The sequence below is a fragment of the Psychroserpens damuponensis genome, assembly GCF_000826655.1.
GTDB classification, from domain to species: Bacteria; Bacteroidota; Bacteroidia; order Flavobacteriales; family Flavobacteriaceae; genus Psychroserpens; species Psychroserpens damuponensis.
In genome coordinates, this window is record NZ_JXJO01000023.1 from 77,469 (window position 1) to 103,952 (window position 26,484).

15 protein-coding genes and 1 tRNA gene are annotated in these 26,484 nt (G+C 33.7%); 6 read left to right on the forward strand and 10 right to left on the reverse strand.

From position 1 onward, the window contains the following. Window positions 1-118: 118 nt before the first annotated feature. A complete protein-coding gene (wecB, locus tag TD29_RS13995) occupies window positions 119-1,222 on the reverse strand; it encodes a non-hydrolyzing UDP-N-acetylglucosamine 2-epimerase (RefSeq protein WP_040281425.1) in 1,104 nt (367 codons plus the stop codon). Between the two features lie 304 nt (window positions 1,223-1,526). Between wecB and TD29_RS14000 the strand changes: the two genes are divergently transcribed. The 6 genes from TD29_RS14000 (at window position 1,527) to TD29_RS14025 (ending at window position 16,688) form a co-directional block, all read left to right on the forward strand. Continuing rightward, window positions 1,527-5,063: a T9SS type A sorting domain-containing protein gene (locus tag TD29_RS14000; protein WP_040281427.1), complete on the forward strand. Its 3,537-nt coding sequence runs from the start codon at window positions 1,527-1,529 to the stop codon at window positions 5,061-5,063. Between the two features lie 208 nt (window positions 5,064-5,271). Further along, the gene (locus TD29_RS14005) at window positions 5,272-10,845 is read left to right on the forward strand and encodes a beta strand repeat-containing protein (RefSeq protein WP_040281428.1); all 5,574 of its coding nucleotides are present in this window, start codon (window positions 5,272-5,274) and stop codon (window positions 10,843-10,845) included. 213 nt (window positions 10,846-11,058) lie between these two features. Then, window positions 11,059-13,332 carry a T9SS type A sorting domain-containing protein gene (locus TD29_RS14010; RefSeq protein WP_084203488.1) on the forward strand — a complete coding sequence of 758 codons (2,274 nt, stop codon included), beginning with the start codon at window positions 11,059-11,061 and terminating at the stop codon, window positions 13,330-13,332. A gap of 253 nt (window positions 13,333-13,585) precedes the next feature. Next, a complete protein-coding gene (locus TD29_RS14015) occupies window positions 13,586-14,722 on the forward strand; it encodes a hypothetical protein (RefSeq protein WP_040281431.1) in 1,137 nt (378 codons plus the stop codon). A 107-nt stretch (window positions 14,723-14,829) separates the two neighbouring features. Next, complete coding sequence (locus tag TD29_RS14020) at window positions 14,830-15,825, forward strand: nucleotidyltransferase family protein (RefSeq protein WP_161792622.1); 996 nt, start codon at window positions 14,830-14,832, stop codon at window positions 15,823-15,825. Window positions 15,826-16,100: 275 nt separating this feature from the next. Next, the gene (locus TD29_RS14025; protein WP_040281435.1) at window positions 16,101-16,688 is read left to right on the forward strand and encodes a hypothetical protein; all 588 of its coding nucleotides are present in this window, start codon (window positions 16,101-16,103) and stop codon (window positions 16,686-16,688) included. 108 nt (window positions 16,689-16,796) lie between these two features. Here TD29_RS14025 and TD29_RS14030 read toward each other — a convergent pair whose 3' ends face one another. The 9 genes from TD29_RS14030 to TD29_RS14070 form a co-directional block, all read right to left on the reverse strand. Next, complete coding sequence (locus TD29_RS14030) at window positions 16,797-17,684, reverse strand: zinc-dependent peptidase (RefSeq protein ID WP_052467123.1); 888 nt, start codon at window positions 17,682-17,684, stop codon at window positions 16,797-16,799. A 329-nt stretch (window positions 17,685-18,013) separates the two neighbouring features. Beyond that, window positions 18,014-18,087 (reverse strand) — tRNA-Arg (locus TD29_RS14035). A 17-nt stretch (window positions 18,088-18,104) separates the two neighbouring features. Then, complete coding sequence (locus TD29_RS14040) at window positions 18,105-18,551, reverse strand: GatB/YqeY domain-containing protein (protein ID WP_040281436.1); 447 nt, start codon at window positions 18,549-18,551, stop codon at window positions 18,105-18,107. 150 nt (window positions 18,552-18,701) lie between these two features. Beyond that, window positions 18,702-20,648, reverse strand: a complete 1,947-nt coding sequence (gene ftsZ, locus TD29_RS14045) for a cell division protein FtsZ (RefSeq protein WP_040281438.1) — start codon at window positions 20,646-20,648, stop codon at window positions 18,702-18,704. An 80-nt stretch (window positions 20,649-20,728) separates the two neighbouring features. Continuing rightward, on the reverse strand, window positions 20,729-22,069 hold the full coding sequence (gene ftsA / locus TD29_RS14050) for a cell division protein FtsA (protein WP_040281440.1): 1,341 nt from the start codon (window positions 22,067-22,069) through the stop codon (window positions 20,729-20,731). Between the two features lie 4 nt (window positions 22,070-22,073). Next, entirely contained in the window at window positions 22,074-22,793 is a 720-nt protein-coding gene (locus tag TD29_RS14055) for a cell division protein FtsQ/DivIB (RefSeq protein WP_040281442.1), read from the reverse strand. Further along, a complete protein-coding gene (gene murC, locus TD29_RS14060; protein ID WP_040281443.1) occupies window positions 22,783-24,135 on the reverse strand; it encodes a UDP-N-acetylmuramate--L-alanine ligase in 1,353 nt (450 codons plus the stop codon). The genes TD29_RS14055 and murC overlap by 11 nt, the downstream gene beginning before the upstream one ends. Beyond that, window positions 24,132-25,229, reverse strand: coding sequence for an undecaprenyldiphospho-muramoylpentapeptide beta-N-acetylglucosaminyltransferase (gene murG / locus TD29_RS14065; RefSeq protein ID WP_040281444.1), 1,098 nt, complete (start codon window positions 25,227-25,229; stop codon window positions 24,132-24,134). Before murG ends, murC begins: the two co-directional genes overlap by 4 nt. Next, entirely contained in the window at window positions 25,229-26,422 is a 1,194-nt protein-coding gene (locus TD29_RS14070) for an FtsW/RodA/SpoVE family cell cycle protein (RefSeq protein WP_040281445.1), read from the reverse strand. The genes murG and TD29_RS14070 overlap by 1 nt, the downstream gene beginning before the upstream one ends. Window positions 26,423-26,484: the final 62 nt, after the last annotated feature.

Sequence of the window (26,484 nt, forward strand, 5' to 3'; positions counted from 1 at the left end):
ATTTTTCATGAAACTTTTGCTCCTAATTATCTAATTGCAATAATACGATAATTTGACAAGGCTTAAAAGTTTAAATCTACACTTTCAAGACGTCACACTAGGATACAAGTAACTAAAATTAGTTTAAAACCGCATTTGAAATCACTTCTAAAACACGTTCAGTTGCTTTTCCATCCCATAGTTGAGGGATTTCTCCTTGTTTATAATCTCCAGAAATCACTTTTTCAACGACTTCTAGTATGTTTTTTTGATCAAAGTGGAGTAAAGTATTTGATCCAATATTAATGGTGCTGGGTCTTTCAGTATTTGGTCTTAACGTCAAACACGGAATTTGTTTATAAGTCGTTTCCTCTTGAATCCCTCCACTATCTGTTAAAACCATGGCGCTATTATGAACGAGATTTTGAAAACACAAATAATCCATGGGCTCTGCGATAATTAAATTATCAATGTTTTCAAACTCTACCTCTAAACCATTAGATTTAATATTCTTAAGCGTCCTTGGATGCATCGGGAAAATAATTTTTCTAGAAGATGGCAAACTCTTAATAAGTGACAACAATGCTTCTAAACCAGTTTTATTATCTACAGTTGCTGGCCTATGTATGGTCATTAAGATATAATGCCCTTTCTCTAAATTATAGGTTGATAGCAGCTTTTGATTAATAATATCTTTTTCAAAGGCAAACAATGTATCTATCATAGTATTACCAACAAAATAGATCTGATCTCTTGATTTACCTTCTTTTAATAAATTATCGAGCCCACTCTGTTCGGTAACAAAATAAAAATCGGTTATTTCATCGACAAGTATTCTATTAATTTCCTCTGGCATAGAACGATCAAAACTTCTTAGACCACTTTCAAGGTGCCCTAATTTAACTCCCATTTTATAGGTAGTTAAAGCAGCCGCTAATGTAGAATTCACATCTCCTGGCACAATAACCATATCTGGCTCAAAGGATAACATCACTTTTTCCAAAGTCATCATAATTTCACCAACTTGAGAATTTGCCGATGCTGGCTTAATATTTAGAAAATAATCTGGCCAAATATCTAACTGTTTAAAAAAAACATCAGCCATTGAAGTATCAAAATGCTGACCAGTATGTACAATTTTAATATCAAATTGATTAGAAAATCGTTGTTCGGCGACTTTTTTAAATTGAGTCACTTTAATATAATTTGGTCTTGTACCAACAACAAGTAAGACTTTTTTCATTATTAAAATTTTATAATCATATTGTAGACACCATATCAAATTCAAGGATCCACGTTACAAATATATTCTAATTTTCATGAGGCTATCTATAGCTTACTAATAAATTAAAATTGATTAGTTATAATAAAAAAAACGTGATTAAACTACATTTTAACTAAAATATGTAATTAAATTGTTTTTGAATTTTTCTTTTTACTACTTTTGCGCTCCCCTCTATCTACACAAAATCTTATTACCAAATTCATTAACTAATATTATTAAATCTTTAATAAATAAGATTGTAGAATTAAAATTTATTTAAATCATGAGAAAAATCTACGGATTACTAATAACAATTTTGTTTTGTGCATTTGGTAATGCTCAAACAGTGGTCACTATTGATAGAGAAAATGGACCTGGTCCAACCGCTACTGGTAATGACGCTTCTATTACCTCAATAGGCTTATCTAGAGGTGCTGGAGTCACACAAAGAAACGGAACTGCATTTTCAACAAGAAATTGGAATAGCTCGAGCCAAGCGACAGCAGAAACCAATAATGATTATTTAGAATGGTCAACATCTACAAATGCTAATTATGATATTCAAATTACTGAATTAGATATAAAACTAAGACGTAATACAGATGGACCTTCGGATTATCAATTATTTTATAGTTTAGATAATTTTGCAACTCCAGGAATCGCATTACACGCACCATCAACCTTAGCCGTTACTACTGACATAATCGTTAACGTTAATGGATTTACTATAAACTCTGGACCTTCTGGAACTATAACGTTTAGACTATACGCATGGAATGCAGCTACAAATGCTGGATGGCTTCGTGTGAGAGGTCAAACGTCATGGAGTGCTTTTGGCATTGCTGTTCCGGGTGCTAGACTTATAGGAACCGTCACACCTATTTCGGTTAATAGTTCTAATTCAAATATTGTAACTACACCTTTTGATCCTACAGATAATATCGATTACTCTAGTTATTCTGCTACTTCTGGGTTAACCACGAGTAATGCTATAAAAATAGGTGAATTTACAATTCAAGATGGTGGAGACTCTTTATCAGATGCCGACTTACTTACTACAATTTTAACAGACTTAGAGTTAGACGTGACTAACAGTTCTACAATTGCTGCAATGGCAATTTTTGATGGAACAAGTAACATTTCAGAAGTAACCACCGTTACTGAAACCACAGTATTCTCAGGAATTTCTGGACTATCTGCTCCTGATAATGGATCTAAAACGTTTGATTTATACGCTACATTTAATTCGTTAGTTGTAGATAACACGCAATTTCAAACCTCTATAAATGTTGCAATTGCAGATGGAATATTAGGATCAGTTTTTGATGCTATTGACGCTGGAGGTGCTCAAACATCGATAGCTGGTGATGATAACAGAATTGAAGTTACCGCTACACAATATGTTTTTGTACAAGATCCTTCAGATACATTTCAGTTTGAAGTTATGAAACCATATCCTACTGTAATGGCTGCTGATTTAAATGGCAATCAAGATGTAGATTATAATATAACTATCAATGTTCTCGCTGCTGGTTCACTTGATCCAGCATTTATAACATATACTATGACTAATGGTTTTGCGACTTTAGACACTATTGTTTTTACTGAAAAAGAAACTGCAGCTACTTTATTAGTTTATGGTGGCGCTTTTGCACCTACCACAAGTAACACTTTTACAGTTGAAGGCCCTTTACTTACAATCGCATCTCAAGATTTTGATGGTTCAACTCCAGAATGGACATACACTTCAAACACTGCAACATTTGATAATGGTTGGGGAACTGACGGTTATTATGATGTGATTGATTTAGCAAATGCTACACCATTAAATTACAATTCATTTTCAAATAATATTTTTGGTGAGAATGATTTAAACGATGAAGGAAATGGCACAACAGGTTATGCCACATTAACATTTGCTACTTTAGATATTAGCTCTTATGAAAACATTAAACTTACATTTGATTGGCAAGTCGTTGGTTATAACGGGAATAATGACGACGTGAGATATAGACTTTTTTATGATGGTGTTGCACAACCTTATGTAGTTTTATTTGACGGTAATGGTGCTCCTACAGATGATCAAGGCACAGTTTGGCTATCTATTCCTGACACTGTTAACACCGTTGGTTTTCAATTAGATGTTAGAAACAATGGCTTAATTGGATATTCTGGATTTGACAATTTTAGCTTAGTGAGCACTTTTGATGGGTTACTATATGTAGATAATGGCTGGACTCCCAACCCACCATCTGACACCACAGGTTCAGACAATGTATATATCTATGATGGAACTTATATCATTGGATCAAATATCGAAGCGAATAACTTCTATGTTAGCCCAATAGCAACTACTTCAATTTCAGCTGGACAATCTTTAACTGCGAACGCTAGTATTATAAACAACGGAACGATAGAAATGAATTCTGTTTCTACAAGTTATTCGTCATTAATATCAGATAATGTAGAAGGAGAAGTTATTTATAATAGACATGTAAACACATTTGCCGATTCGGGCTCTACTACTGGTCAAAATGATTTTGTATCAGCTCCAGTAACAAATAGCAATCAAACATTCTCTGTAATTAGAACAGCTAATACAGATATTCCTTCAGGACCAATTGGAGGCGTATTCTCGTATCTATTTGGCCCTTTCGACAATAATGCCAACACGTTTATTAATTACACTACTGCAGATGATGCCACAATCATTATTCCAGGTTTAGGATATAGAACAGCTTCTGACACTCCAACAGGGTCTACATTTGAATTTGTAGGAGATGTAGAAACCTCTAGCATTACTACGCCAATTACTGTAGGCACAAATAGCGATTTCAATTTAATTGGTAATCCGTTCTCTTCGTACATTAAATTGTCGAATTTTTTAACAGACAACATTACACAATTTAGCCCAGCTAACTTTGGAGTTTATGGTTATGATGGCTCTGCAACTGACGGTTATACCATCTGGAATCTAGCTTATTCGGATGCGAACCCAACTGCGCTTATCACTCCAGGTCAAGGTTTCCTAGTTGCTGCTAAAGCAGGCGGAGGAAGCATTGCCTTTGATATAGACTCTCGTTCTATAGGAACAACAGAAGACTTTATCTTAGGCAGAGTAGACAACACAAATCTTGCGCATGTACAACTAGAAATGGCAAATGATATCTATACGTATAAAACAGACTTTTATTTTAATGATAATGCAACTCTAGGTATGGATGCTGGATATGATTCAGGAATCTATCATGATGACGCTCCAGAATTTGCAATCTACTCTCATTTAGTTACCAACAATAATGGATTAAAGTTAGGAGCCCAGTCTGTAAATTACGATGCGATAAACGATGTTATTATACCTTTAGGAGTTAATGCTAACCAAGGAGAACAACTAACAATTAGCATATTAGAACACAACATCCCTGAAGGCACTGAAGTGTTTTTAGAAGACACAGTGAACAACACATTTACCTTATTAAATACTTCAGATTTTGTATTTACTCCAAATGTTAACCTATCAGGTACAGGACGATTTTTCTTAAGATTTTCTTCGGAAGCATTATCAACTTCAGAAAATAACTTTGAAACCATTCAAATTTACACAACTAAAGCACCTAAAACCTTGTTTATAAAAGGAGCGCTTCAAAGTGATACAACTCTTGAAATTTATGATATACAAGGTCGAATGATTTTGAACACTTCCTTAGATAGTCGTAATAATTCTAATCAAATAGATCTTTCAGAATACACAACTGGTATTTATGTTGTAAAATTAAATAACGGAAGTTCTCAAAAATCTCAAAAAGTAATTATCGACTAATCAAATAATTACAATTTAAATTCTACTAAAGCACACCTAACAAGTGTGCTTTTTCTGTTATAGATAATGTTAAAATTTTTTTTAGTAACATTTTAATAATACTACTTCATATTGTAATTAAGAAGAATTAATATATTTGTAATCCCTTATTTCAAAAGCCCTATCAGGCTTTTTTATTTTATTAATTAATAGCACATATCTACAACACATGAAACATTTTTACCTATTTTTATTACTTTTATTTATTTCAAGTATTGGTTTTAGCCAAACCATTGCGCTTCAAGATTTTGAAGCCTCTGCTCAAACTCCTGTTCTAAATTTCTCAGATTCAGGAGGAACCTATTCCACTGATGATGGACCTTATCCTGTTGGAGATAATAATTTCGTTTCTGGCAGCAGAGGATGGGAAGCAAATAACACAACATCTACAATTACATTTTCTTCAGTTGATATTAGCGCTTTTAGTAATACACGTTTAGACTTTAGATTAGCTTCATTTGCTGGCTCAAGTGGAAATGGAAATGATGATTCTGATTTTGTTTTAGTAGAAGTGAGTTTGGATGGTGGAGCTTCTTTTTCAGATGAACTTGAAATCAATGGAAACAATAATGCAAAATGGTCTTTTGATACAGGAACAGGAGTTGCTACCACTCCTTATGATGGCGATAATAATCAGACTAATTTCACACCATCTGCAGGTGGCTATTTAACCTCTGAAGGTTATAGTTATATTTCAATCACGAGTATTCCAACTACCACCCAATTAGTTATTAGAATAACATTGCAAAATAACAGTGGTAATGAATATTGGATTATTGACGATGTTGTTATCTCTGGTGTCGCATCATCTGGCCCAGTAAACCCAACAACCTTTACAGCGACACCATTATCTTCTTCCCAAATAGATCTTGCTTATGATGATAATGCTGCAGGTGATGATATTATCATTATTTTTGATACAGATAATACATTTACAACTCCAACAGGATCACCTACAGCTGTTGGAACTTCTTTTGCAGGAGGAACAATCCTATACGACAGTAATGGCACAGGAACGTATAACCATACTGGTCTAACCGAAGGAGCTACCTATTACTACAAAGCCTACTCGTATGATGGTGCAGAGTATTCATCTGGTTTGAGTGCCGATGCGACAACCATAATCAACTGCCCTAGCATAACAGATTTAACAATTGATAGTTATACAGATACGGAAGCTATAATTAGTTGGACAAATGGTGGCACAGAAAATGCGTGGGAAATTGTCGTTCAACTAAACGGCTCAGCAGTACCTGCTGATACTCCTGGGTATGGCACTGCAACATCTAGTAACCCACATACCGTATCATCATTATCAGACAATACACTTTATGAAGTTTATGTTAGAGCTAATTGTACCACTGAGAGTAACGGATTTAGCACTTGGGAAGGACCTGTTACCTTCACAACAGAAATCACACCTCCTCAAGGTAGCACATGTGAAGACCCAATAAATTTAGGAACATTACCATATGTTGCTTTAGGAGAAACTACAAATGGATTTGGAGATAATTATTCTGGATCACCTGGAGATTCTGGCTGTGGTAGCACTAGTTCATATTTAAATGGAGATGATATAGTATATGCATATACTGCTGATGAAGATGGAACTATTAATGTAAATTTAACCAACATTACAGATAACTACACTGGTGTCTTCATTTACGACTCTTGTAACGATATAGGATTTAGTTGTCAAGCAGGTAATGTAAATTCATCTAGTACAGCAGATTTGAATATCCCATTATTCCCTGTAAATAATGGACAAACTTATTATATTGTTGTATCTACATGGGCAGATCCGCAAACAACAACTTATGATCTTTCTATAACTAAAGGGACATCAAACTTAGCTAACATCATTGAATCTGGTTTTGATGAACCAAACAATATCGATTATACGTTATATGATGACGTCACAAGTGGATTAGATGATACTAACGCAATAAAAATTGGAGAATTCACTATTCAAGATGCCGGAGAAACATCTTCAGACTCCGATGCTTTAAGCACTACCTTAACAGACATTTCTTTTGATATTGTAGGATTTGCTAATATAGCCGCAATTGCTCTTGTAGATGACTCAACTGCTATGATTAATAATCTTGCTGAAACATCAACTGTAAATGCGACGACGTCATTTTCAGGTTTAAATATACAAGCTGCAGATGATGGCACAACAACTTTTAGCGTGTATGTTACCTTTGATAATACAAGTGTTACTGATAACGATCAAATTCAATTAACAGTGAGTGCTGCTACTGCAAACCCTAGTGGTTCTGTATTTACCTTAGCTGATGCTGGATCAGCAGAAACAACACTTAATGGTGACGATAACAAAATTGAAGTCACTGCAACAACTTTAATTATTGACACAAACGTATCAAATGTAGAAGTTAATGCTATTATGTCGCCTTCACTAACTGTTTTGGCTGTTGATGACGAAGCTAATGTAGATTTTGACTCTGGCAACGTTACTCTAACACCTTCTGTAGCAAATATTTTTGGAATTTCTGCGTCTTACGTAGAAGCAACAGTATCTGGCACTGCAACATTTAATAATTTAAGTTTTGACACTGTTGGTTCAGGATATACATTGACAGCGAGCTCTGGTAGTTTGACTACTGACACAAGTATATCTTTTGATGTGACTCCTGCAGGACCTGGTGGTGGCACTACAGATTTATTTTTCTCTGAATATATTGAAGGGTCTAGTAATAATAAATGTCTAGAAATTTATAATGGCACAGGAGCTGATGTTGATTTATCTTTATATGACATTTACATTTATATAAATGGTAACCCCATACATTCACCATCAAGTGATATAATACTATCAGGTACTTTGATTGACGGAGAGGTTTACGTTATTTGTGATGATGGTGCAGATACAGAATTTTTAGCAGAGGCAGATATGACTCCAACATCTAACTTTTATAATGGTGACGACGCTGTTGCTCTAGTTAAAAATGGAGTTATGGTTGATCTTATTGGTAATATTGGGTGTGATCCTGGTTCTAGCTGGAATGAAGGCGGTAATAATACAGCTAATAGTACTTTAGTAAGAAATAGCGATATATGCTCTGGAATTACAATCGATCCTGAAAACTCGCCTTGTGATTTCCCAACTTTAGCGAGTGAATGGACAAGTTTTGCTTCAGATACAGTTTCAAATCTTGGATCTCATACAGCAACCTGTGGTATTATACCAACGTGTAACACATTTGCAGGAAATGGCTTAACTGGTTCTGGAGGTCCTGTGGGAAATGGTAGCTTAGAAGCATGTGCAATCTCTGGTACCGAAATCACATTTACATTCACAAAAGCTGAAATGATATCTTTAAATGATGTACTCGTTTTTTACATCGATAGTGAAACTGGAGGTATTATGGATACATCAGGTTTAAATGATACTGCTGATGGACAGCGAATAGCTATTTCTGGTTATAATGGAACTACACGTTCTACGGTTACTTTTCCTCCTGGTTTTATGCCAGAATATGCTATTGCTTTAGACAATGGAGCAGCTAATCTTTTTCAATTAGATGCTAGTTCACATATATTTATTCAAGATGCTAGTTTAGCAATATCTGATGACGATTACACATTTTCAATAGATTTTACTAATATCAATACTACTCCAAATTCTGAAAGTTTCAACATTTTAGCTACTTATTTAAGTGATACTGCAGTTCGATCTAATGAATCTATAGGGCGTACAACAGCAACTGCTGTAAATCCTGGAGCAAGTAATCCGTTAGAATTTGAAACTTATTATCAAGTCAATAGTGGTTTTCAAGGTGGAAAAGCACCATCTCTTGCAGATGGATTATGGTCAGAAAGCGCATCATGGTTTAATGGAAATGCACCTTTAGCTGGTGATGAGATTACAATTAACAACGTTATTACGCAAGACACTGATTACATAGCAGGATTAATTGACATTACTGGAGCAAATTCGTTAACCGTTGATTCTGGAACTGCACTTGCTATAACTGGAGGAGTAACAGGAACAGGTAGTATAAATATAGACGGTAAACTTGTATTAACTGAAGGTGGATACACAAACCTCACTCCAACTTACGGTAATGGCTCTACCTTAGAATACAGAAATATTAGTGGAATATACAATCGTTTCAATGAATGGAATAATGGCACCTCTCTAGGTGTAGGTGTTCCAGATAATATAATTATCGAAAACGCCACTTTAGACATTACAAATTCTGAGCAAGCCAGTTTTGTTGATTTTACGGTAGGTTCAAATTTAGATTTATTAACTAATGGTAGCTTAACTGTTGATGCTACTGAAAGCTTAACTATTGGTGGAGATTTAAACATTTCCGCAGGAAACTTAGATTTAAATTCAATTTCTAATGATTATTCTAGTCTAATAATTGACGGAACTGCAACTGGAGATGTGATTTATAAACGACACATCAACACGTTTGCAAATAATCCTATTACTGGAAATAATGATCTTGTATCAGCTCCTGTTACTAATGCCAATCAAACTTTTAGCGAGTTTAGAAACATAAATACCAACATCCCATCTGGAACTATAGGTGGTGTGCCTTCATATTTATTTGGTTCTTTAGATAATGACACCAACGTATATATTAACTATACTACTGCAAATGATAATAATATACTATCTCCAGGTACTGGATATAGAACAGCAACAAACACTGCTACAACGACTCTAACGTTCGTTGGAGACGTACAAACTAGTGATGTATCTGTAGCCATTAATATTGGTGCAGCGAGTGAATGGAATTTAGTGGGTAATCCGTACCCATCATATATTAGTAGTGTAGAATTTTTAAATGAGAATGCTGCCTTATTAGACGAAGATGCCGTAGGAATTTATGGTTATGATGGTGACGCTGGAAGTGGTTGGAGAATTTTGAATTTCAACACCACCAATAGCACAGATTACAATATGGCTCCAGGACAGGGATTTTTAGTTGCTGCTGAAAGTGCAGGTACTGTAAACTTTACAACAGCAATGCAAACGATTATTGGTGATGATGATTTTATCCCTTTAAGAACAGAAAATAATAAGCATTTAAGACTTCAAATAGAAGGAGGCGATGCAAACTATGAAACTGATTTCTACTTCAATGATAATTCTACTTTAGGTCTAGATCCTGGTTACGATGCTTCTATTTATGACGCAAGCTTACCAAGTTTCTATTTATATTCTCATTTGGTTGAAAACAACACAGGACGATCTATGGCAATTCAATCCTTAGGATCTACAGATTTAAGTGCTGTTAGTATTCCGTTAGGTGTACATGCAAATCAAGGTGAACAAATTACGTTTAGCATTGTCGAGTCTACTTTACCTGCAACCGTAGAAGTTTACTTAGAAGACACTATAGCCAATACGTCTACTTTGTTAAATAGTACAGATTATATTTTAACACCAGATGTTAATTTAACTGGTACTGGCCGCTTTTTCTTAAGATATACTGAAGACGCATTATCAACAACAGAACAAAACTTTAATAATTTAAATATCTATAACTCAACAGTAACGAAAGAGGTTGTCGTTGCTGGTCAACTTTTAGAGAACACTACTTGCAACATTTATGATATTCAAGGTAGAATAGTATCTACAACCGAATTAAACGATACGACCTTAGAGAACAGAATTGATGTCTCTACAGTAAGTACTGGTATTTATATTGTGAAGTTAAAAAATAATAATCTAGAAAAAACTCAAAAATTAGTTATCAAATAACTAACATTTATTACAAAATCTAAAAAGACATATTCTATTGAGTATGTCTTTTTTTTATGCTTTATAACTTCTGAAATGTGACCTTCTAAAACCCTAAGTGTCTAAAAGCTGAATACTTATTAACACGAAAACGTTTGCGCTCATAAGTATAGTTAAACTTAATTATCTTTAAATATTCTTATATATTTTAGGAGTTAACATAAATGATTTATCATGATGAAAAAATACTTTGATTCAAGTTTTATTATTACATTATTAGTAACACTTACAACAAGCCTATCCTTTAGTCAATCTAACCATACAGTAACATTTTCTGGTACTTCTAGTGATTTTAATGCTACTGAAAAAATTTGGGGAGGCGATGATGTAGATTACTATGTAACTTTTGATGACACCTATATGTATTTTGGAGCATTTAGAGTGAATGGATCAACTTTTGGAGCTTATGATCATTTCACAGTGTATTTAGATACAGATCCTCAACCGAGTTTAACAGCAGGTAATGGAAGTACGACAGGTTTAAATTGGGACAACCAAACACCAACCATGCCTTATAATGCAGATCACAGATTTGTTATTAGAAGTAACGCTACAGGCGAGTCTTTTCATCATAAATACACAGGAGCTTCATGGGATGATCAAACCGGTGGTTCAACATCAAACTTTACTCAGTTCACTACAAGTACTGCTCTCGAAATAAGAATTCCAATTGCTAACATTGATAATGCAAAAGGTATTTACTTCTCTATGTTTATGTCTTATGGAGGAGGTGGTGGAGGATTTTTTGGCGCAAACGACGTCAATTATCCAATTTCATTTTCTGGAAGTACATTCTCAGGTTACTTTGGAGGTATTGGCTTAACATCAACTGGATGCAACCCAATAGACTATAAAAACCAACCTATACAAGATGAACTTGTAAATGCTAACCCTTTAGCAAACACTAAATATGCGTACATAGACATTAATAATAATGATTATACTGTGACTGGAGACATTGCTTTAGTTTCAGGAGGAAGTGGTAGTGTTGCCGCAGGAAAATCCTTAACAATTGATGGCAATTTTGATATTGATGGTTATTTTGAATTACAATCAATATCTAACTCATACTCAAGTATAATACCAACGACATCTACTGGTGATATAACTTATAAGAGACATGTGAATTATGCTGCAGGTTCAGGAACGTCTACAACCGCAAATGATTTAATTAGCACACCTGTAGCCGGTATGACCTTTGGAGATTTAAGAATGGATCCTAATACTAATATTCTCTCAGGTACGGTAAATGGTAATGGTCCTTTTTACCTTTTTGGACCATTTGATAATAGTAGTGTTAATAATTATGTGTTGTTTGAAGATGCCGTGGATGATGGCATAACTCTAGAAACAGGCGTTGGCTACCGAACTGGCTCAACAGATGGAGGCACTTATACTTTTACTGGAACTATAGAAACCGGTAATATACCAAAGACCATAACTACGCCTGCGGGAGGAAGTGAATGGAATTTAATAGGAAACCCATACCCTTCATATATTAATTTATCAGAATTTTTAAGTATTAATAGTAGTAAATTTGACACAAATGCAGTTGGAGTTTATGGTTACGATGGTACAGCTACTGATGGTTGGGCGATTTGGAATACGTTATATTCACTGATAAACCCAAACGCTGTAATTACACCTGGCCAGGGATTTTTTGTGGCTGCTGCTTCAGCAAGTGAAGTTGTAAATTTCAATACAAATATGAGAGCTATCGGTTCTAGTGATGATTTCATACCAATGCGCACTACTTCAGCTATAACTAATGTACAATTAAATATGTCGTCTTCTACAGATAGTTTTAATACCGACATCTACTTTACAGAGTTCTCTACATTAGGATTAGACCCTGGTTTTGACTCTAGTTTATTTGGCGGTACTATTCCTACATTTTCAGTATACTCGAATCTAGTTGAGCAAAACAATGGAGTACCATTTGGTATTCAAGCAGTAGGCGAAACAGATTACAATGATGTCACAATACCTCTAGGTGTAAGTGCTAATCAAGGTGAACAAATAACATTTAACATTACCACATCTACAGTACCAAATACAGTAGAAGTGTATTTAGATGACACTGTAGAAAACACATCTACTCTTTTATCAACAACTGATTATATTATCACACCTGCTTCAAATTTATCTGGTGTAGGTCGTTTCTATTTAAGATTTACTGATAATTCATTATCTACTGTTGAAAATAGCTTTGACGATTTAGATATTTTTATGGCTTCAAGATCAAAAGAAATTATCGTTAACGGTCAAATATCAGAACACTCTATATGCGAACTATATGATATACAAGGAAGATTAATTTTAACATATAACCTTGACACTACTAATTCACAAAACCGAATTAATGTTTCTAACGTAAATACTGGTATATATGTTATTAAATTATCAAGTAATGATTCAAAGTTATCTAAAAAGATTATTATAGATTAAATTGCGTTGAAAATAAAAGCGATAACATTTTTAAATATTATTTTTTTACTTACTTTTGTCCACTATATAAGATTACAATGAAAAGAACTAGTCCTCAAGATCAAATTACACGTAAGGAAGCTATCAGAAAGATGGGCAAGTACGCAGCTCTTACAGCGATGGGTACTTTTCTTATTCTTAATCCAAAGAAAGCTCATGCTACTTCGCCTCCAGATCCAGGTGGAAATCCATTTGATTAATACTATATTTAATTTTGAAAGCGGATTTAGCTCCTAAGCACATTCGTAAAATTGACGACTCCATAATCCTTTGGTTTAAAGAGTCTAATAGATACGTCGTAGTACCTCAACATACTTGGACGTTAATTAGCCTATATATAGAATCTAAAAATAAAGATGCTTACCTCAATCACCTCGAGCACGAACTCCAATTAGGAGATTTAGACGCATCTACTGCTATATTTACAGAAATCTCTAAGTTTTTAATTGAAGTTAACGTAGGTTCTAATGATGATAACGCAACCGTTACATCTGCTGTATCACCAAAATTAGACATCGAAAGATTTTATCAATTTGACACCAAGTGTGTCAAAATAAATTTTGAATCCACACGTATTGAAAGTATAATACATCCTCAAATTGAGCATCATTTATCAAATAGAAATGTAACTGTTGATACTGAATTTGACATATTCAAAATTAAGGATTTTTTGTATATTCATAAAAACAAGAAACACATTGGGCGATATCCAACTCATGCATTTCATCTTCTTCAAGGACGATTTGCGTTAGAATTAACTAACACTATTCATGATAAACATGCCGACGATTGGGTTGCTACATTTCATGCCTCTACTGTAGCTAACACAAAAGAAGCCATTATGATTATTGGAGATTCTGGCAATGGAAAAAGCACATTATCTGCACTATTAATGACTAACGGTTTTGATTTATTGGCAGACGACTTTACGCCTTTACATCTTGACACGAATCTATACCGATATCCGAGTGCAATATCAATAAAAAAAGGTGCTTTCAGTATTTTAGATGCTGAAATATCTAACTTCAACAACTTGAAGATTCATACCAATGGTCCTAAAAAAGTGAATCTTAAATATGTCCCTCAAAATCTCAGTTTTACTAATAAAAATTCCCATTTTCCGTGTACTAAGATTGTCTATGTTAAGTTTGATAAGACTAAATCGTCTGAATTGCATCACATTTCCGTAGAAAAAATAGTAGAGACCTTAATTCCAGATTCTTGGATTTCTCCAAATGAACATCATGCTCACAAATTCATGAATTGGCTTAATGATATTACCTGTTATGAATTAACATATAGTGATAATGATTTTGCTATTAGTAAATTTAAAGCGTTATTTAATCAATAGCGTATTTTAAATTTGCATATAATAGTACTATAACCAAAATTTCTTACTGTAATTTGTTATCAACCAAACGCACATACCAAGACACACTAAAACTTATTGCAGAAATATTGTGCGTAAACAAACCAACACAAGAACTTGAAAAATCATTAACAAGCTCTGAGATTGATTGGGAGTATTTTGTACAATTATCAAGTGAGCATTTAGTGTTAACGACGGCATACTGCAGACTAGAACAGAAAGAATTATTAAATTATTTACCAAAAGAATTAGTAGATTATTTAGAAGAGATTACCAACATTAATCGCAATAGAAATCTAGCATTATTAAATGAAATTAAGGCAATTGCAATCTGCTTTAATGAACACAATATACCGTATGTATTTTTAAAAGGTGCCGCTCTATTAATTGGAGGTTACTGTAAAGATTTGGGTGAACGTATGATATCTGATTTGGATATTTTAATTCCAAATGAATATATTAATCACGCTTATAAACTCATACAATCTTTAGGATATGATCAAGAAAAAAACTTCAATTATAGCGTAAAAAATTTCAGGCATTTAGCACGACAATTTAGCAATAGTAAATTGGCTGCTATAGAATTACATCACTCGGTGGTAAATACAAATTGTGCACCTAAAATCAATTATAGGTTGATATTTGATACGTCAGAGAAAGTTGATAATATTTACATACCAAATACCTATTACCTCAATTTGATCACTATTATTGGTGTTCAAACAAACTCCAATGGGTATCGCTACAAACAGTGGTTTTTACGAAGTTTGAGTGATAGTTTAACACTTAAATTAAGTCATGAAACTCAACTAATTGAAGATTTTAAGCATGATAAAATCGTAAAAGACTATTTGTCTAAATTATACACAATATTTAATTGTTGTGACATTAAACCAACTAATGTAACACTAACAAAACTAAACAGACGTTATCTATTTAGAATAAACCATATAGGTTATCATAAATTTTCACATAAAGTTAAATTCATTTATTACAATATCACAGAACGCATTACATTATTTTTCAATAATAAAAGTTATAGAAACCATTGTGTCAACTCGCTTAGATCAAAACTAAATCGTTAGAAACATGATGTTAATTTTAACTATAATAGTTCTTTACTAGCTTATAAATGCGAAACTTAGCAGTTTTAATTCAACTTAGAATCTATAAAATCTAAAATATTTTAAAATAATAACAAATAGAATAGCTTTAATAGGCTGTTGAGTCAATAAATTCAGCAAATTAGTCAATTATAATTTACAAAAAACCAAGTAATTTTAGAAATTATTTTAACTTTGCCAATTGTTACAAAGCATGAAGGTTTAAGTTTTACTTAACGTAACTTTATTTTATCATAATGAAAAAAACAATTTTAGTATTAACACTCTTAGCACTTTTTTGCTATGATAGTCAAGCCCAATCTCATCTTACAAAAAGAGAATTAAGAGATACAGATGCATGGATCTTATCTGCAGGTATTAATGCAACAGGAAGTCTTGGTTCTAGAAATCCATTTAAAAATGTAGATGATTTTCAATTTAGAAATCCTTTTGTGGTTGGTATTCAACATAAATGGTCAAGATTATTTTCAATTGAGCAAGATTTCTCAATAAATGGTTTTACTGAAAACACTATAATTGATGGAAATCCAGTTCCTGAAGATTACACATACTTTTCAACTAACACATATTTAAAATATTATTTTTCTGACCATTTATGGGATGAAAGATGGATCGACATATATGCTGGTGGTGGTTTAGGAGTTTTTCGCATTGATGAATATAACACCTCTGCCAATGTTGTGTTAGGTGGTATTTTATGGATAAACCCTAGAATAGGTGTGAGCTTTCAAGGTGTTGGTAAATTTGCTTTTAACCACGACGATAACTTATTTGCTAATAATCATATTCAATATATGCTTCAAGGTGTTTTTAGACTTGACTAAGCAAAACAAATTTAACTCATACAAATCCTCAAATATATTTTTTATTTGAGGATTTTTTATATCTACATTTATCCATAATCTCTCATAAATCCTTTAGTTGAAATCTTTTTAATAACCAGCAAAATTAAAACCCAACATTGTTTTTACCTTGTTATAAATTAACGGAAAATTAGATCTAAAATCTTGTGGTGATTCGATAAAGGTTTCTACAATAACAGAAATAAATTCAAACTGATTAGTATAAGCATAATCTCTTAAAAAATTAGAGTCCACTAACCTAGTTTTTAATTTTTGATCGTTGTCTAACATAGTTGTAAGCTCTACAAAAGCATCCAAAAATATTGCAGCACTGGTGCTTGATCGTCGTACTTTCATATAATAAAAATGAATAGCGTGCGTAAATTCATGGACGGCTAAATTGAGATTATCATCTTCTATCTCATAACCATGTAGCACATCTTTCCAAGACAATACTAACGCTCGCAAACCTAAATTAAACTCTCCCTTATGATATGTTTTATTGGTTTGTGAATAAAACGCCTCAGGATAAAAGATAATGCGCTCCACAGACTCAATATTATAATCTCTTAAACCAAAAGTCAATTTTGTTAATGTAGCAGATAACACGAGCTTCATCTCCTCTGTAACATCAATATCCTTCCCAATAAACTCTGTTTCACTTATGATTTTATAAACCCTATGCTCAAAATAAGATTGATGCTTTATTGACAATCTTTGATAGAATTTAAAATTTTTATTAAGTAAAGACTTTTGAGAATTGGTGAGTTTCTTTTTTCTAAAATACACATGATTAAAAAATAGCTTTTTGTTTATATATTCTACATAAGCCATTTCAAAAAAATAGAATAATCTACCTATAAAAAAAATAACCATTAAAAATGCTGCAACCAATAAAACATAATTAGCGATTACTTTTTCCTCTTCATTAAGCTTACTGTATTGTAGAGATAAAATAATAATTGAGTTTATGGACATGGTATTGTACTGTTTATTTTATGGTCTTCGGAAATATCAACTAAAACGTTAAATTGAGCGACACATTCAACTAATATAATGCTAAAAATACATTTGTGTTTAGAGTTTTAAGTTTCATTTTGCCACCACCCAAAATACGCCACTTTGAAAATAAAAAACCTAAGCTTATAAATTCAAGCAAGTTTGATTTAATATGAATACTAGACAAACTAACGGTTTGGATTAGCTCCTTATGTCGCTTTTCCTCAAAGCTCAGCTTTGAAAATAAAAAACCTAAGCTTATAAATTCAAGCAAGCTTGATTTAACGCTTAGGTTTTTTATTTATTCGTGACCTCGAGAGGATTCGAACCTCCAACCCTCAGAGCCGAAATCTGATATTCTATCCAGTTGAACTACGAGGCCTTTTTATACCATAAAATCTAAGCTAACTTTGCCTTTACAATAGTAGAAATAGTCTTTCCATCTGCTTGTCCAGCGAGTTCTTTATTTACTATTCCCATCACCTTACCCATATCTTTCATTCCTTCTGCTCCAACTTGCTCAATGGTCATAACAACAACTTTTTCTATTTCTTCTTCACTAAGCGCTTCAGGTAAAAACTGACTAATAACTTCAGCTTGATCTATTTCTGGCAAGGCCAAATCCTTACGATCTTGCTCTAAATATATTGCAGCACTATCTTTACGTTGCTTCACTAGTTTAGATAATATCTTAATTTCTTGCTCTTCGGTTAATTCCCCTCCTTCTCCAGACGTTTGAGCTAGTAAAATCTCAGATTTAACAGCACGTAATGCTGCTAATGCAGTTTGATCTTTAGCTTTCATTGCTGCTTTCATGGCAGTCATTACTTCAGTTTGTAAACTCATGATGTATTCTATTTTATTGAATAGCGAAGATAACAAAATTGAACTTATAATTTGATGCTAATATTTCCGAAGAACACATAAAAAAACCCGAAAAGTTAGTTAAAAATTTTCGGGTTTAACAAAGTGTGAAACACTAAACTAAATTTGCTACTAATCTACGTTGTCGTGTAAAAATGAATTGTTACTTCTTAGTTGAATATCGTCGTTTTCATCACTGGAAACAGATGTTCGAGAAGCGTTGGTTTCTGATGAATGCTGAGCATTCTCTAAATTCACACCTTGCCTTTTATAAGCAGGTTCTTTTTCAATTTCGTCAATTTTAGCAGTATTAAACTTGTAATTGAAATCTTTCATCTTACGTCGTCTCTCATCTGCTCTATCTTTTAACAAGTCTGAAATTGGACTATTCATAGGATCAATTTCTTCTCCTATATGCAATTCGCTTTCTTCTGGCTCTACAGTCTTTTTTTCAAAAACGATCTCTTCTTCAGTTTCTGGCTGCTTTGTCGTTTTTGTCTCATTCATTGCAGAATCGTAAGTCGAAAAATCATCTAAAGTATAACGCTTCTCGCCTTCATCATTAGCCTCTGGCACTGGTATCACTTCTACATGCTCATTAACTTCTAGGTCTTTCACATCATCTTCTAATGTAAAAAATGTGGTATCCTCTTCTTTGATAGTCTCTGGCTTTTCTTCAACCTCTTCTTCCGAAGCATTATAAGATAGTGGCAAATCAAAAGTTAGTGTAATTTGCTCTTCTTCTACCTCTTCTATAACAGTTTCTTTAGCCTCTTGCACTGGAGTAATAATGAACTCTTCTTCTTGAATTTTATGATCTAAAACTTCATCATACACAATATTGATATCTCTAATGATATCTGTAGTGGCAATTAAATTTGTTTCAAAATTACCAACAACTGTATCTGTATCTTCTTCATCATCCATTAAAGTATGAATCACAACTTCTGGTGCTTTTGGCTCTTCTTTTTGAAGAATAATATCTGGTCTTATAATTGCTGGATCAGGTTCTTTTATATGTACTTCTTCGTTTTTTTCGTCTTCTAAAGCATGCACAACTTTCTTTTGTTCTGTATTAGAAATTTCATGTTGCTGGTCTAAATCAAAACCCGTAGCAATAATGGTTACAGAGATGGATTCTTGTAAAGACTCATCTTCACCAACACCCATAATAATATTTGCGCCATGACCTGCTTCATTTTGAATATGGTCATTGATCTCTCCTATTTCATCAATAGTAATTTCTTCTGCACCAGAAACGATAAGCAACAATACGTTTTTAGCTCCAGTAATTTTATTATCATTTAATAATGGTGAATCTAAAGCTTTCATGATCGCCTCTTGCGCTCTAGATTTTCCAGATGCCGTAGCCGATCCCATGATGGCTGTCCCACTGTTACTCAATACTGTTTTAGCATCACGTAAATCAATATTTTGTGTATAGTGATGTGTAATAACTTCAGCAATTCCTCGAGATGCTGTAGCTAAAACCTCATCTGCTTTTGAAAAACCTGCTTTAAAACCTAGATTTCCATAAACTTCACGTAATTTATTATTATTAATAACCACTAATGAGTCTACATGAGCTCTGAGTGTATCAATACCTTTAGCCGCTTGTTCGTTTCTTGTTTTACCTTCAAACTGAAAGGGTAGCGTTACAATACCTACAGTTAAAATATCTAACTCTTTAGCTAGTTTAGCAATAATTGGCGCAGCTCCTGTCCCTGTTCCTCCACCCATACCTGCAGTGATAAAAACCATTTTGGTATTTGAACCTAACATACGACGTAAATCCTCTATACTCTCTACAGCCGCTTGCTCTCCTACATCTGGATTTGCTCCTGCTCCTAAACCTTCGGTTAAATTAACTCCTAATTGTATTTTGTTCGGAACACCACTATTTTGTAGTGCTTGGGCATCTGTATTACATATCACGAAATCAACACCATTAATCCCTTGTAAAAACATGTGATTAATTGCGTTGCTTCCACCTCCACCAACACCAATCACCTTAATGACGTTTGATTGGTTTTTTGGTAAATCAAATGCAATGTTGCCTAATTCATTGTTGTTGCTCATAAACCTACTTTTATTCTATTTAAACTTTATTCCCCAAACACCCTCGAAAGTCCTACCCATTCAAAGCTGTATGTACTATTTTATTCTGCGTTATCTAAAAAATCTTTAACGCGCTCTGTTAACTTATCTAGAAAAGATTTACGCTCTTTTTTAGGAGCTTCAACAATCTCTTCTACGTCTTCTTCTATTGTATTTTCTTCGGAAACATCAACTGCCACATTAGACATCTCTTCAACTTCTTTTTCGATACGTTTACGCTCTTGTCGTTTTAAACCATCCATTACTAATCCAACAGCTGTTGCAAATAACGGACTTGCAATATCGTCATCACTACCACCTGCTAAATGCTCGTTTGGATAACCTATTCTGGTATCCATTCCTGTGATATATTCAACCAATTGTTTTAAATGCTTTAATTGAGCACCTCCACCTGTTAAAACAATACCTGCAATTAGTTTTTTCTTTTGCTCTTCGTGACCATAATTTTTAATCTCTACATATACTTGCTCTATAATTTCTACAACACGAGCGTGTATAATTTTTGAGAGATTTTTTAATGTGATCTCTTTAGGTTCTCTACCACGTAATCCAGGAATAGAAACAATCTCGTTATCTTTATTTTCTCCTGGCCATGCCGAACCAAATTTTATTTTTAATAATTCAGCTTGCTTTTCAATGATTGAGCAACCTTCTTTAATATCTTCTGTAACCACATTACCTCCAAATGGAATTACTGCAGTATGACGAATAATCCCATCTTTAAACACTGCTAAATCTGTGGTACCACCTCCTATATCAATTAAAGCAACTCCAGCTTCTTTTTCTTCTTGACTTAACACTGCGTTTGCAGATGCTAAGGGTTCTAATGTAATGCCTTCTAATTCTAAACCAGAACTTTTTACGCAACGACCAATATTTCTAATAGACGATACTTGCCCAACAACCACATGGAAATTGGCTTCTAACCGTCCACCATACATCCCAATTGGCTCTTTAATTTCTGCTTGGCCATCAATTTTATATTCTTGCGGTAACACATGAATTATTTCCTCTCCAGGAAGCATCACCAATTTATGCACTTGATTGATTAAACGATCAATATCCTCTTCATCGATTACAACTTCAGAGTTTGCTCGAGTAATATAATCACTGTGTTGTAAACTTCTTATATGCTGTCCTGCAATACCAACAGTAACATCTTCTATTTTGAGACTCGCTTCGGCTTCGGCTTCTTGAACAGCTTGTTGAATGGATTGAATCGTTTGTGTAATATTATTTACGACACCTCTATGCACACCCAAACTCTTAGATTTTCCTATACCTAAAATTTCGGCTTTGCCATATTCATTTTTACGACCAATCATAGCCACAATTTTTGTGGTTCCGATATCTAATCCTACTGAAATTTTATTATTCTCCATCTGCTTACTTTTTGGTGCAAATCACTTGCTTATCAAACTTTAAATTCACTAGCTTATAATTTCCTAGCGAATCATCTTTCATTGCCTTCTTATAGAACGCTTTTAGATTATTAATTTTTTTATCTAACAATGTTAATGCTCCTAAATGAATATTAAAATCATGATTTCTAAATTTCAAATCAACTGTTTTGTCTTCGTTTTGATGAATCACAACTACGTGCTTCAGCAAAAAGTCGTCACTTTGTATTTTTTTAGCAATAGCATATACATTTGCTAGATCATTTTTCTCAACAAAACCTGTAATTAGAGGCACGCGTGCAGTACGATTTGTTGATAACGGCATATACGAACCTGTTTCATCAATGTAGTACGACGCATTTGTGCTCACTCGAGCAATAGGTTTTTTTTGTTCAATTTCAGCAGTGATTATTCCGTCAACAGTCATAAACACTTGCGCTTGCTTAATCATAGGATTGGAGTTTAGGGCAGATTCCAATCGATTCAAATCTATAATTTCTTTAGGCTTATTTGCAACACTCTCTTGATTTTGTATTAACAATTTACTAACAGTCTCATGAGTCACAAAAAGAATATCATCATCCACAAATTTTATTTCGGGAGTTTCAACTATTCTTGATGCATTTCTTATTGACGAAAACGCATACAAAAATACAACTAACACTAGTAGTAATACAACTTTTATGTAGTCATAATTAATTCGCATAACTCAGTGCTTTTTTTATATGCTTCACCTCTTCTCCAATATCTCCAGCTCCTATGGTTAAAACAACAGGAGCATCACTATTTTTTATTTCGTTAACCAATTCTGTTTTTTGAACTAATTTTTTGTTTTTATGTTCAATTTTATCTAACAACCATTGGGACGTTACACCTTCTATGGGTAATTCTCTAGCAGGATAAATATCTAACAATAAAATGTCATCAAACTGAGACAAACTCTTAGCAAATTCATCAATAAAATCTCGAGTTCTCGTGTATAAATGCGGCTGAAATATCACCAATACTTTTGCATCAGGATACATTTCTCTCACAGCCTGATGTACTGCATTAATTTCTTCTGGATGATGCGCATAATCATCGATATACACTAGATTATCTGTTTTTATTTGATAGGTAAATCTTCGTTTCACACCTTTGTACGATGCTAGAGCTTTGGCGAGCTGCGGCTGAGGGAGACCATATTCTACAGACATCGCCAAGGCTATTAATGCATTCGACAGGTTATGTCGTCCAGGTAGGTTAAATTTGAAATTTTTTAGTAATGTAGTTGGCGTTTTAACATCAAACTCATAGCTACCATTTACTATGTTTATATTTTCTACGGAATAATCACTATCGTCTTCAATACCATAGGTAATTCCTTTAATTGGCAATCCGTTTTTAACAAATAGCTTCCCGTTGGGTTTTATTTTTTTTGAAAAATCTTCAAACGATTTCACAAGTTCTGATGCATCACCATAAATATCTAAATGATCTGCATCCATTGACGTGATACAAGCAAAATCTGGTGAGAGGGTTAAAAATGAACGATCAAACTCATCGGCTTCTACCACAGACACCTCTGTTCCGTTGAGGATTAAATTAGAATTATAATTCTCGCTTATTCCTCCAAGAAAAGCAGTTACTTCAACATTACAAGTATTCAATAAATGACCTAAAATACTTGTTGTTGTTGTTTTTCCGTGGGTACCAGCAACAGCTAAACAAAACGTTTGTCTCGTAATTTCACCTAAAACTTGAGAACGCTTCATAACATGAAACCCATTGGTCATAAAATAATGTAACTCAGTATGAGCTTTTGATATGGCAGGCGTATAAATAATTTGTGTTGTATTTACATCTAAAAATGCAGCATCAATTTGGCTAACATCATCTTCAAAATGTATAGAGACTCCTAAATTTTCAAGCGCATCTGTAATATCAGATTTGGTTTTATCATAACCACCAACCATTAATCCTTTAGCCACAAAAAAGCGCGCTAATGCAGACATACCAATGCCTCCAATACCTACAAAATAAACGCTATGTGCTTGCTCTAATTTCATTTACTGTTTAATAATTTTTCTACTTCGTTAGCAATATCACTTGTCGCATTTACTAATGCTAGTTGCTTTATATTTAGACTTAATTCCTTTCTCATTTCCGAAGAAGACATTAACACATCAAACTCCTGTTCAAACTTTGCATCTAAGTCACTTTCTTTAAGCAAAATAGCTGCCTTTTTATCTGCAATAGCCTTAGCATTCTTGGTTTGATGATCTTCGGCTACATTGGGTGATGGTATAAATATCACAGGCTTACCAACGACACAAAGCTCTGAAACCGAACTTGCTCCAGCCCTAGAAATAATAACATCTGCTGCAGCATAAGCCATATCCATTTCATTTAAAAACGCGTGCACTTGTACGTTTTCTAAGCTATTATATTGCTTGTACTGTTGATAATATAATTTGCCACATTGCCATATCACTTGAATATTTTGAGTTTGAAAATACGTTAACTGCTTTTCAATTAACCGGTTAACACGTCTTGCCCCTAAACTACCGCCTAAAACCAAAAGTGTGTGCTTGCTATGAATTAAATTAAAAGCATCCTTACCCTCAATATGTTTACGTTCTATATCTAATAAATCTTTTCGAATGGGATTACCCGTTAAAATGATTTTTTCCTTCGGAAAGAATTTTTCTAACCCTTCATAAGCCACACAAATTTTATCAACCTGTTTAGCGAGCAACTTATTCGTAATTCCTGGATAAGAATTTTGTTCTTGAATTAAGCTAGGAATCCCTTTAGAGGTTGCCGATTTTAATAATGGACCACTTGCAAAACCACCTGTTCCAATAACCACATCTGGTTGAAACTGATTAATGATTTTTCTAGATTTTAATAAACTCGACATAAGTTTAATGGGAAACGCAAGGTTTTTTAACGTCAGTTTTCTCTGTATTCCAGAAATCCAAAGCCCCTTAATTTCATAACCAGCTTGTGGCACTTTTTCCATTTCCATACGATCTGAGGCTCCAACGAATAAAAACTGAGCATCTGGAAAACGAGATTTTAATTCGTCGGCAATAGCGATTGCAGGATAAATATGACCTCCTGTTCCTCCGCCTGATAATATAATTTTATAGTAACTCATTAAATGGTTTCGCTTAAAATTTCTAATGGATTATCTTCACTAACTTCTTGTCCTTTTATTTGCTCTCGCTTAGCACTAACGCTTAGTACTATTCCTATTGCTAAACACGTCATCCAAATTGATGTTCCGCCACTACTAATAAGCGGCAAGGTTTGACCAGTTACAGGAAACAACTCTACAGCTACAGCCATGTTTATCAAAGCCTGAAAAATAATGGGTAAGCCAACTCCTAAAACAAGCAATTTTCCGAAGACTGTATCCGACTTTTGCGATACAATTACGATTCTAAATAACAACCAAGAATATAATAACAGTAAAAATAAGCCGCCAAGTAAACCGTATTCTTCTATAATAATGGCAAAAATAAAATCTGATGAGGATTGAGGCAACACATTTTTTTGAGTGCTTTTTCCAGGGCCTTTACCTTGTATTCCGCCTGATGCTATTGCTATTTTTGCGTTTTCTATTTGATAATCTGCTTCGGTATCTTCTCCATTAGCAAAATTTTCAATTCGACTGGTCCAAGTGTCAACTCGGTTTGGCATAACATCTGGAAATGCTTTAGCAATCAACACAAAAAGTGACAAAGCCAAAATCCCACCGCCTATAATGATAGCAAGGTATTTAATAGGATATCCTCCTATAAAAGTTAACATCATGACCATTAAAAATATAATAGCCGTCGTCGAAAAATTAGCTGGCAAAATTAAAATTAGCACAAAAAATACAGGAGCCCATAATGGCAATAACGTTTCTGTAAAAGTCACTTTTTTATCTTGAATTTTAGATAAATATCGGGCAACGTAAACCATTAACACCACAGCAGCCAATGTTGACGTTTGAAATGACATACCCACAAATGGAATTTGAATCCATCGGCTCGCATTAGCACCATCAATTGTAGTTCCTTGCAGCATTGTCACAACCAATAAGACAATAACTATAGGAATCATCACCATTGACAATCCTCGAAAATAACGATACGGAATTTTATGAACGCCATACATAATCGCAAACCCTAAAAAGAGATGCATTAAATGTTTTACAAAAAAACCAAAGGTGTTGCCAGCACCTCCAACATAAGCCAAATTACTCGCAGCACTATACACAGGAAGAAATGAGAAAATTGCTAATAATGCAGCAATTGCCCAAATTAATCGATCGCCTTTTATGTTATTAAATAGTGTTTGCACTGTTTTCCCCTAATATATTTTAGTTTTTTATCATTTTAATAGTGGTATGACTCAAAACCTCT

Bases quoted from the DNA above. Each gene is read 5' to 3' on its own strand.
- murG (WP_040281444.1), bottom strand. From the start codon at position 25,229: ATGAGTTACTATAAAATTATATTATCAGGCGGAGGAACAGGAGGTCAT.
- TD29_RS14055 (WP_040281442.1), bottom strand. From the start codon at position 22,793: ATGCGAATTAATTATGACTACATAAAAGTTGTATTACTACTAGTGTTA.
- TD29_RS14030 (WP_052467123.1), bottom strand. From the start codon at position 17,684: ATGTCCATAAACTCAATTATTATTTTATCTCTACAATACAGTAAGCTT.
- TD29_RS14005 (WP_040281428.1), top strand. From the start codon at position 5,272: ATGAAACATTTTTACCTATTTTTATTACTTTTATTTATTTCAAGTATT.
- TD29_RS14000 (WP_040281427.1), top strand. From the start codon at position 1,527: ATGAGAAAAATCTACGGATTACTAATAACAATTTTGTTTTGTGCATTT.
- ftsA (WP_040281440.1), bottom strand. From the start codon at position 22,069: ATGGAGAATAATAAAATTTCAGTAGGATTAGATATCGGAACCACAAAA.
- ftsZ (WP_040281438.1), bottom strand. From the start codon at position 20,648: ATGAGCAACAACAATGAATTAGGCAACATTGCATTTGATTTACCAAAA.
- TD29_RS14040 (WP_040281436.1), bottom strand. From the start codon at position 18,551: ATGAGTTTACAAACTGAAGTAATGACTGCCATGAAAGCAGCAATGAAA.
- murC (WP_040281443.1), bottom strand. From the start codon at position 24,135: ATGAAATTAGAGCAAGCACATAGCGTTTATTTTGTAGGTATTGGAGGC.
- TD29_RS14010 (WP_084203488.1), top strand. From the start codon at position 11,059: ATGATGAAAAAATACTTTGATTCAAGTTTTATTATTACATTATTAGTA.
- wecB (WP_040281425.1), bottom strand. From the start codon at position 1,222: ATGAAAAAAGTCTTACTTGTTGTTGGTACAAGACCAAATTATATTAAA.
- TD29_RS14025 (WP_040281435.1), top strand. From the start codon at position 16,101: ATGAAAAAAACAATTTTAGTATTAACACTCTTAGCACTTTTTTGCTAT.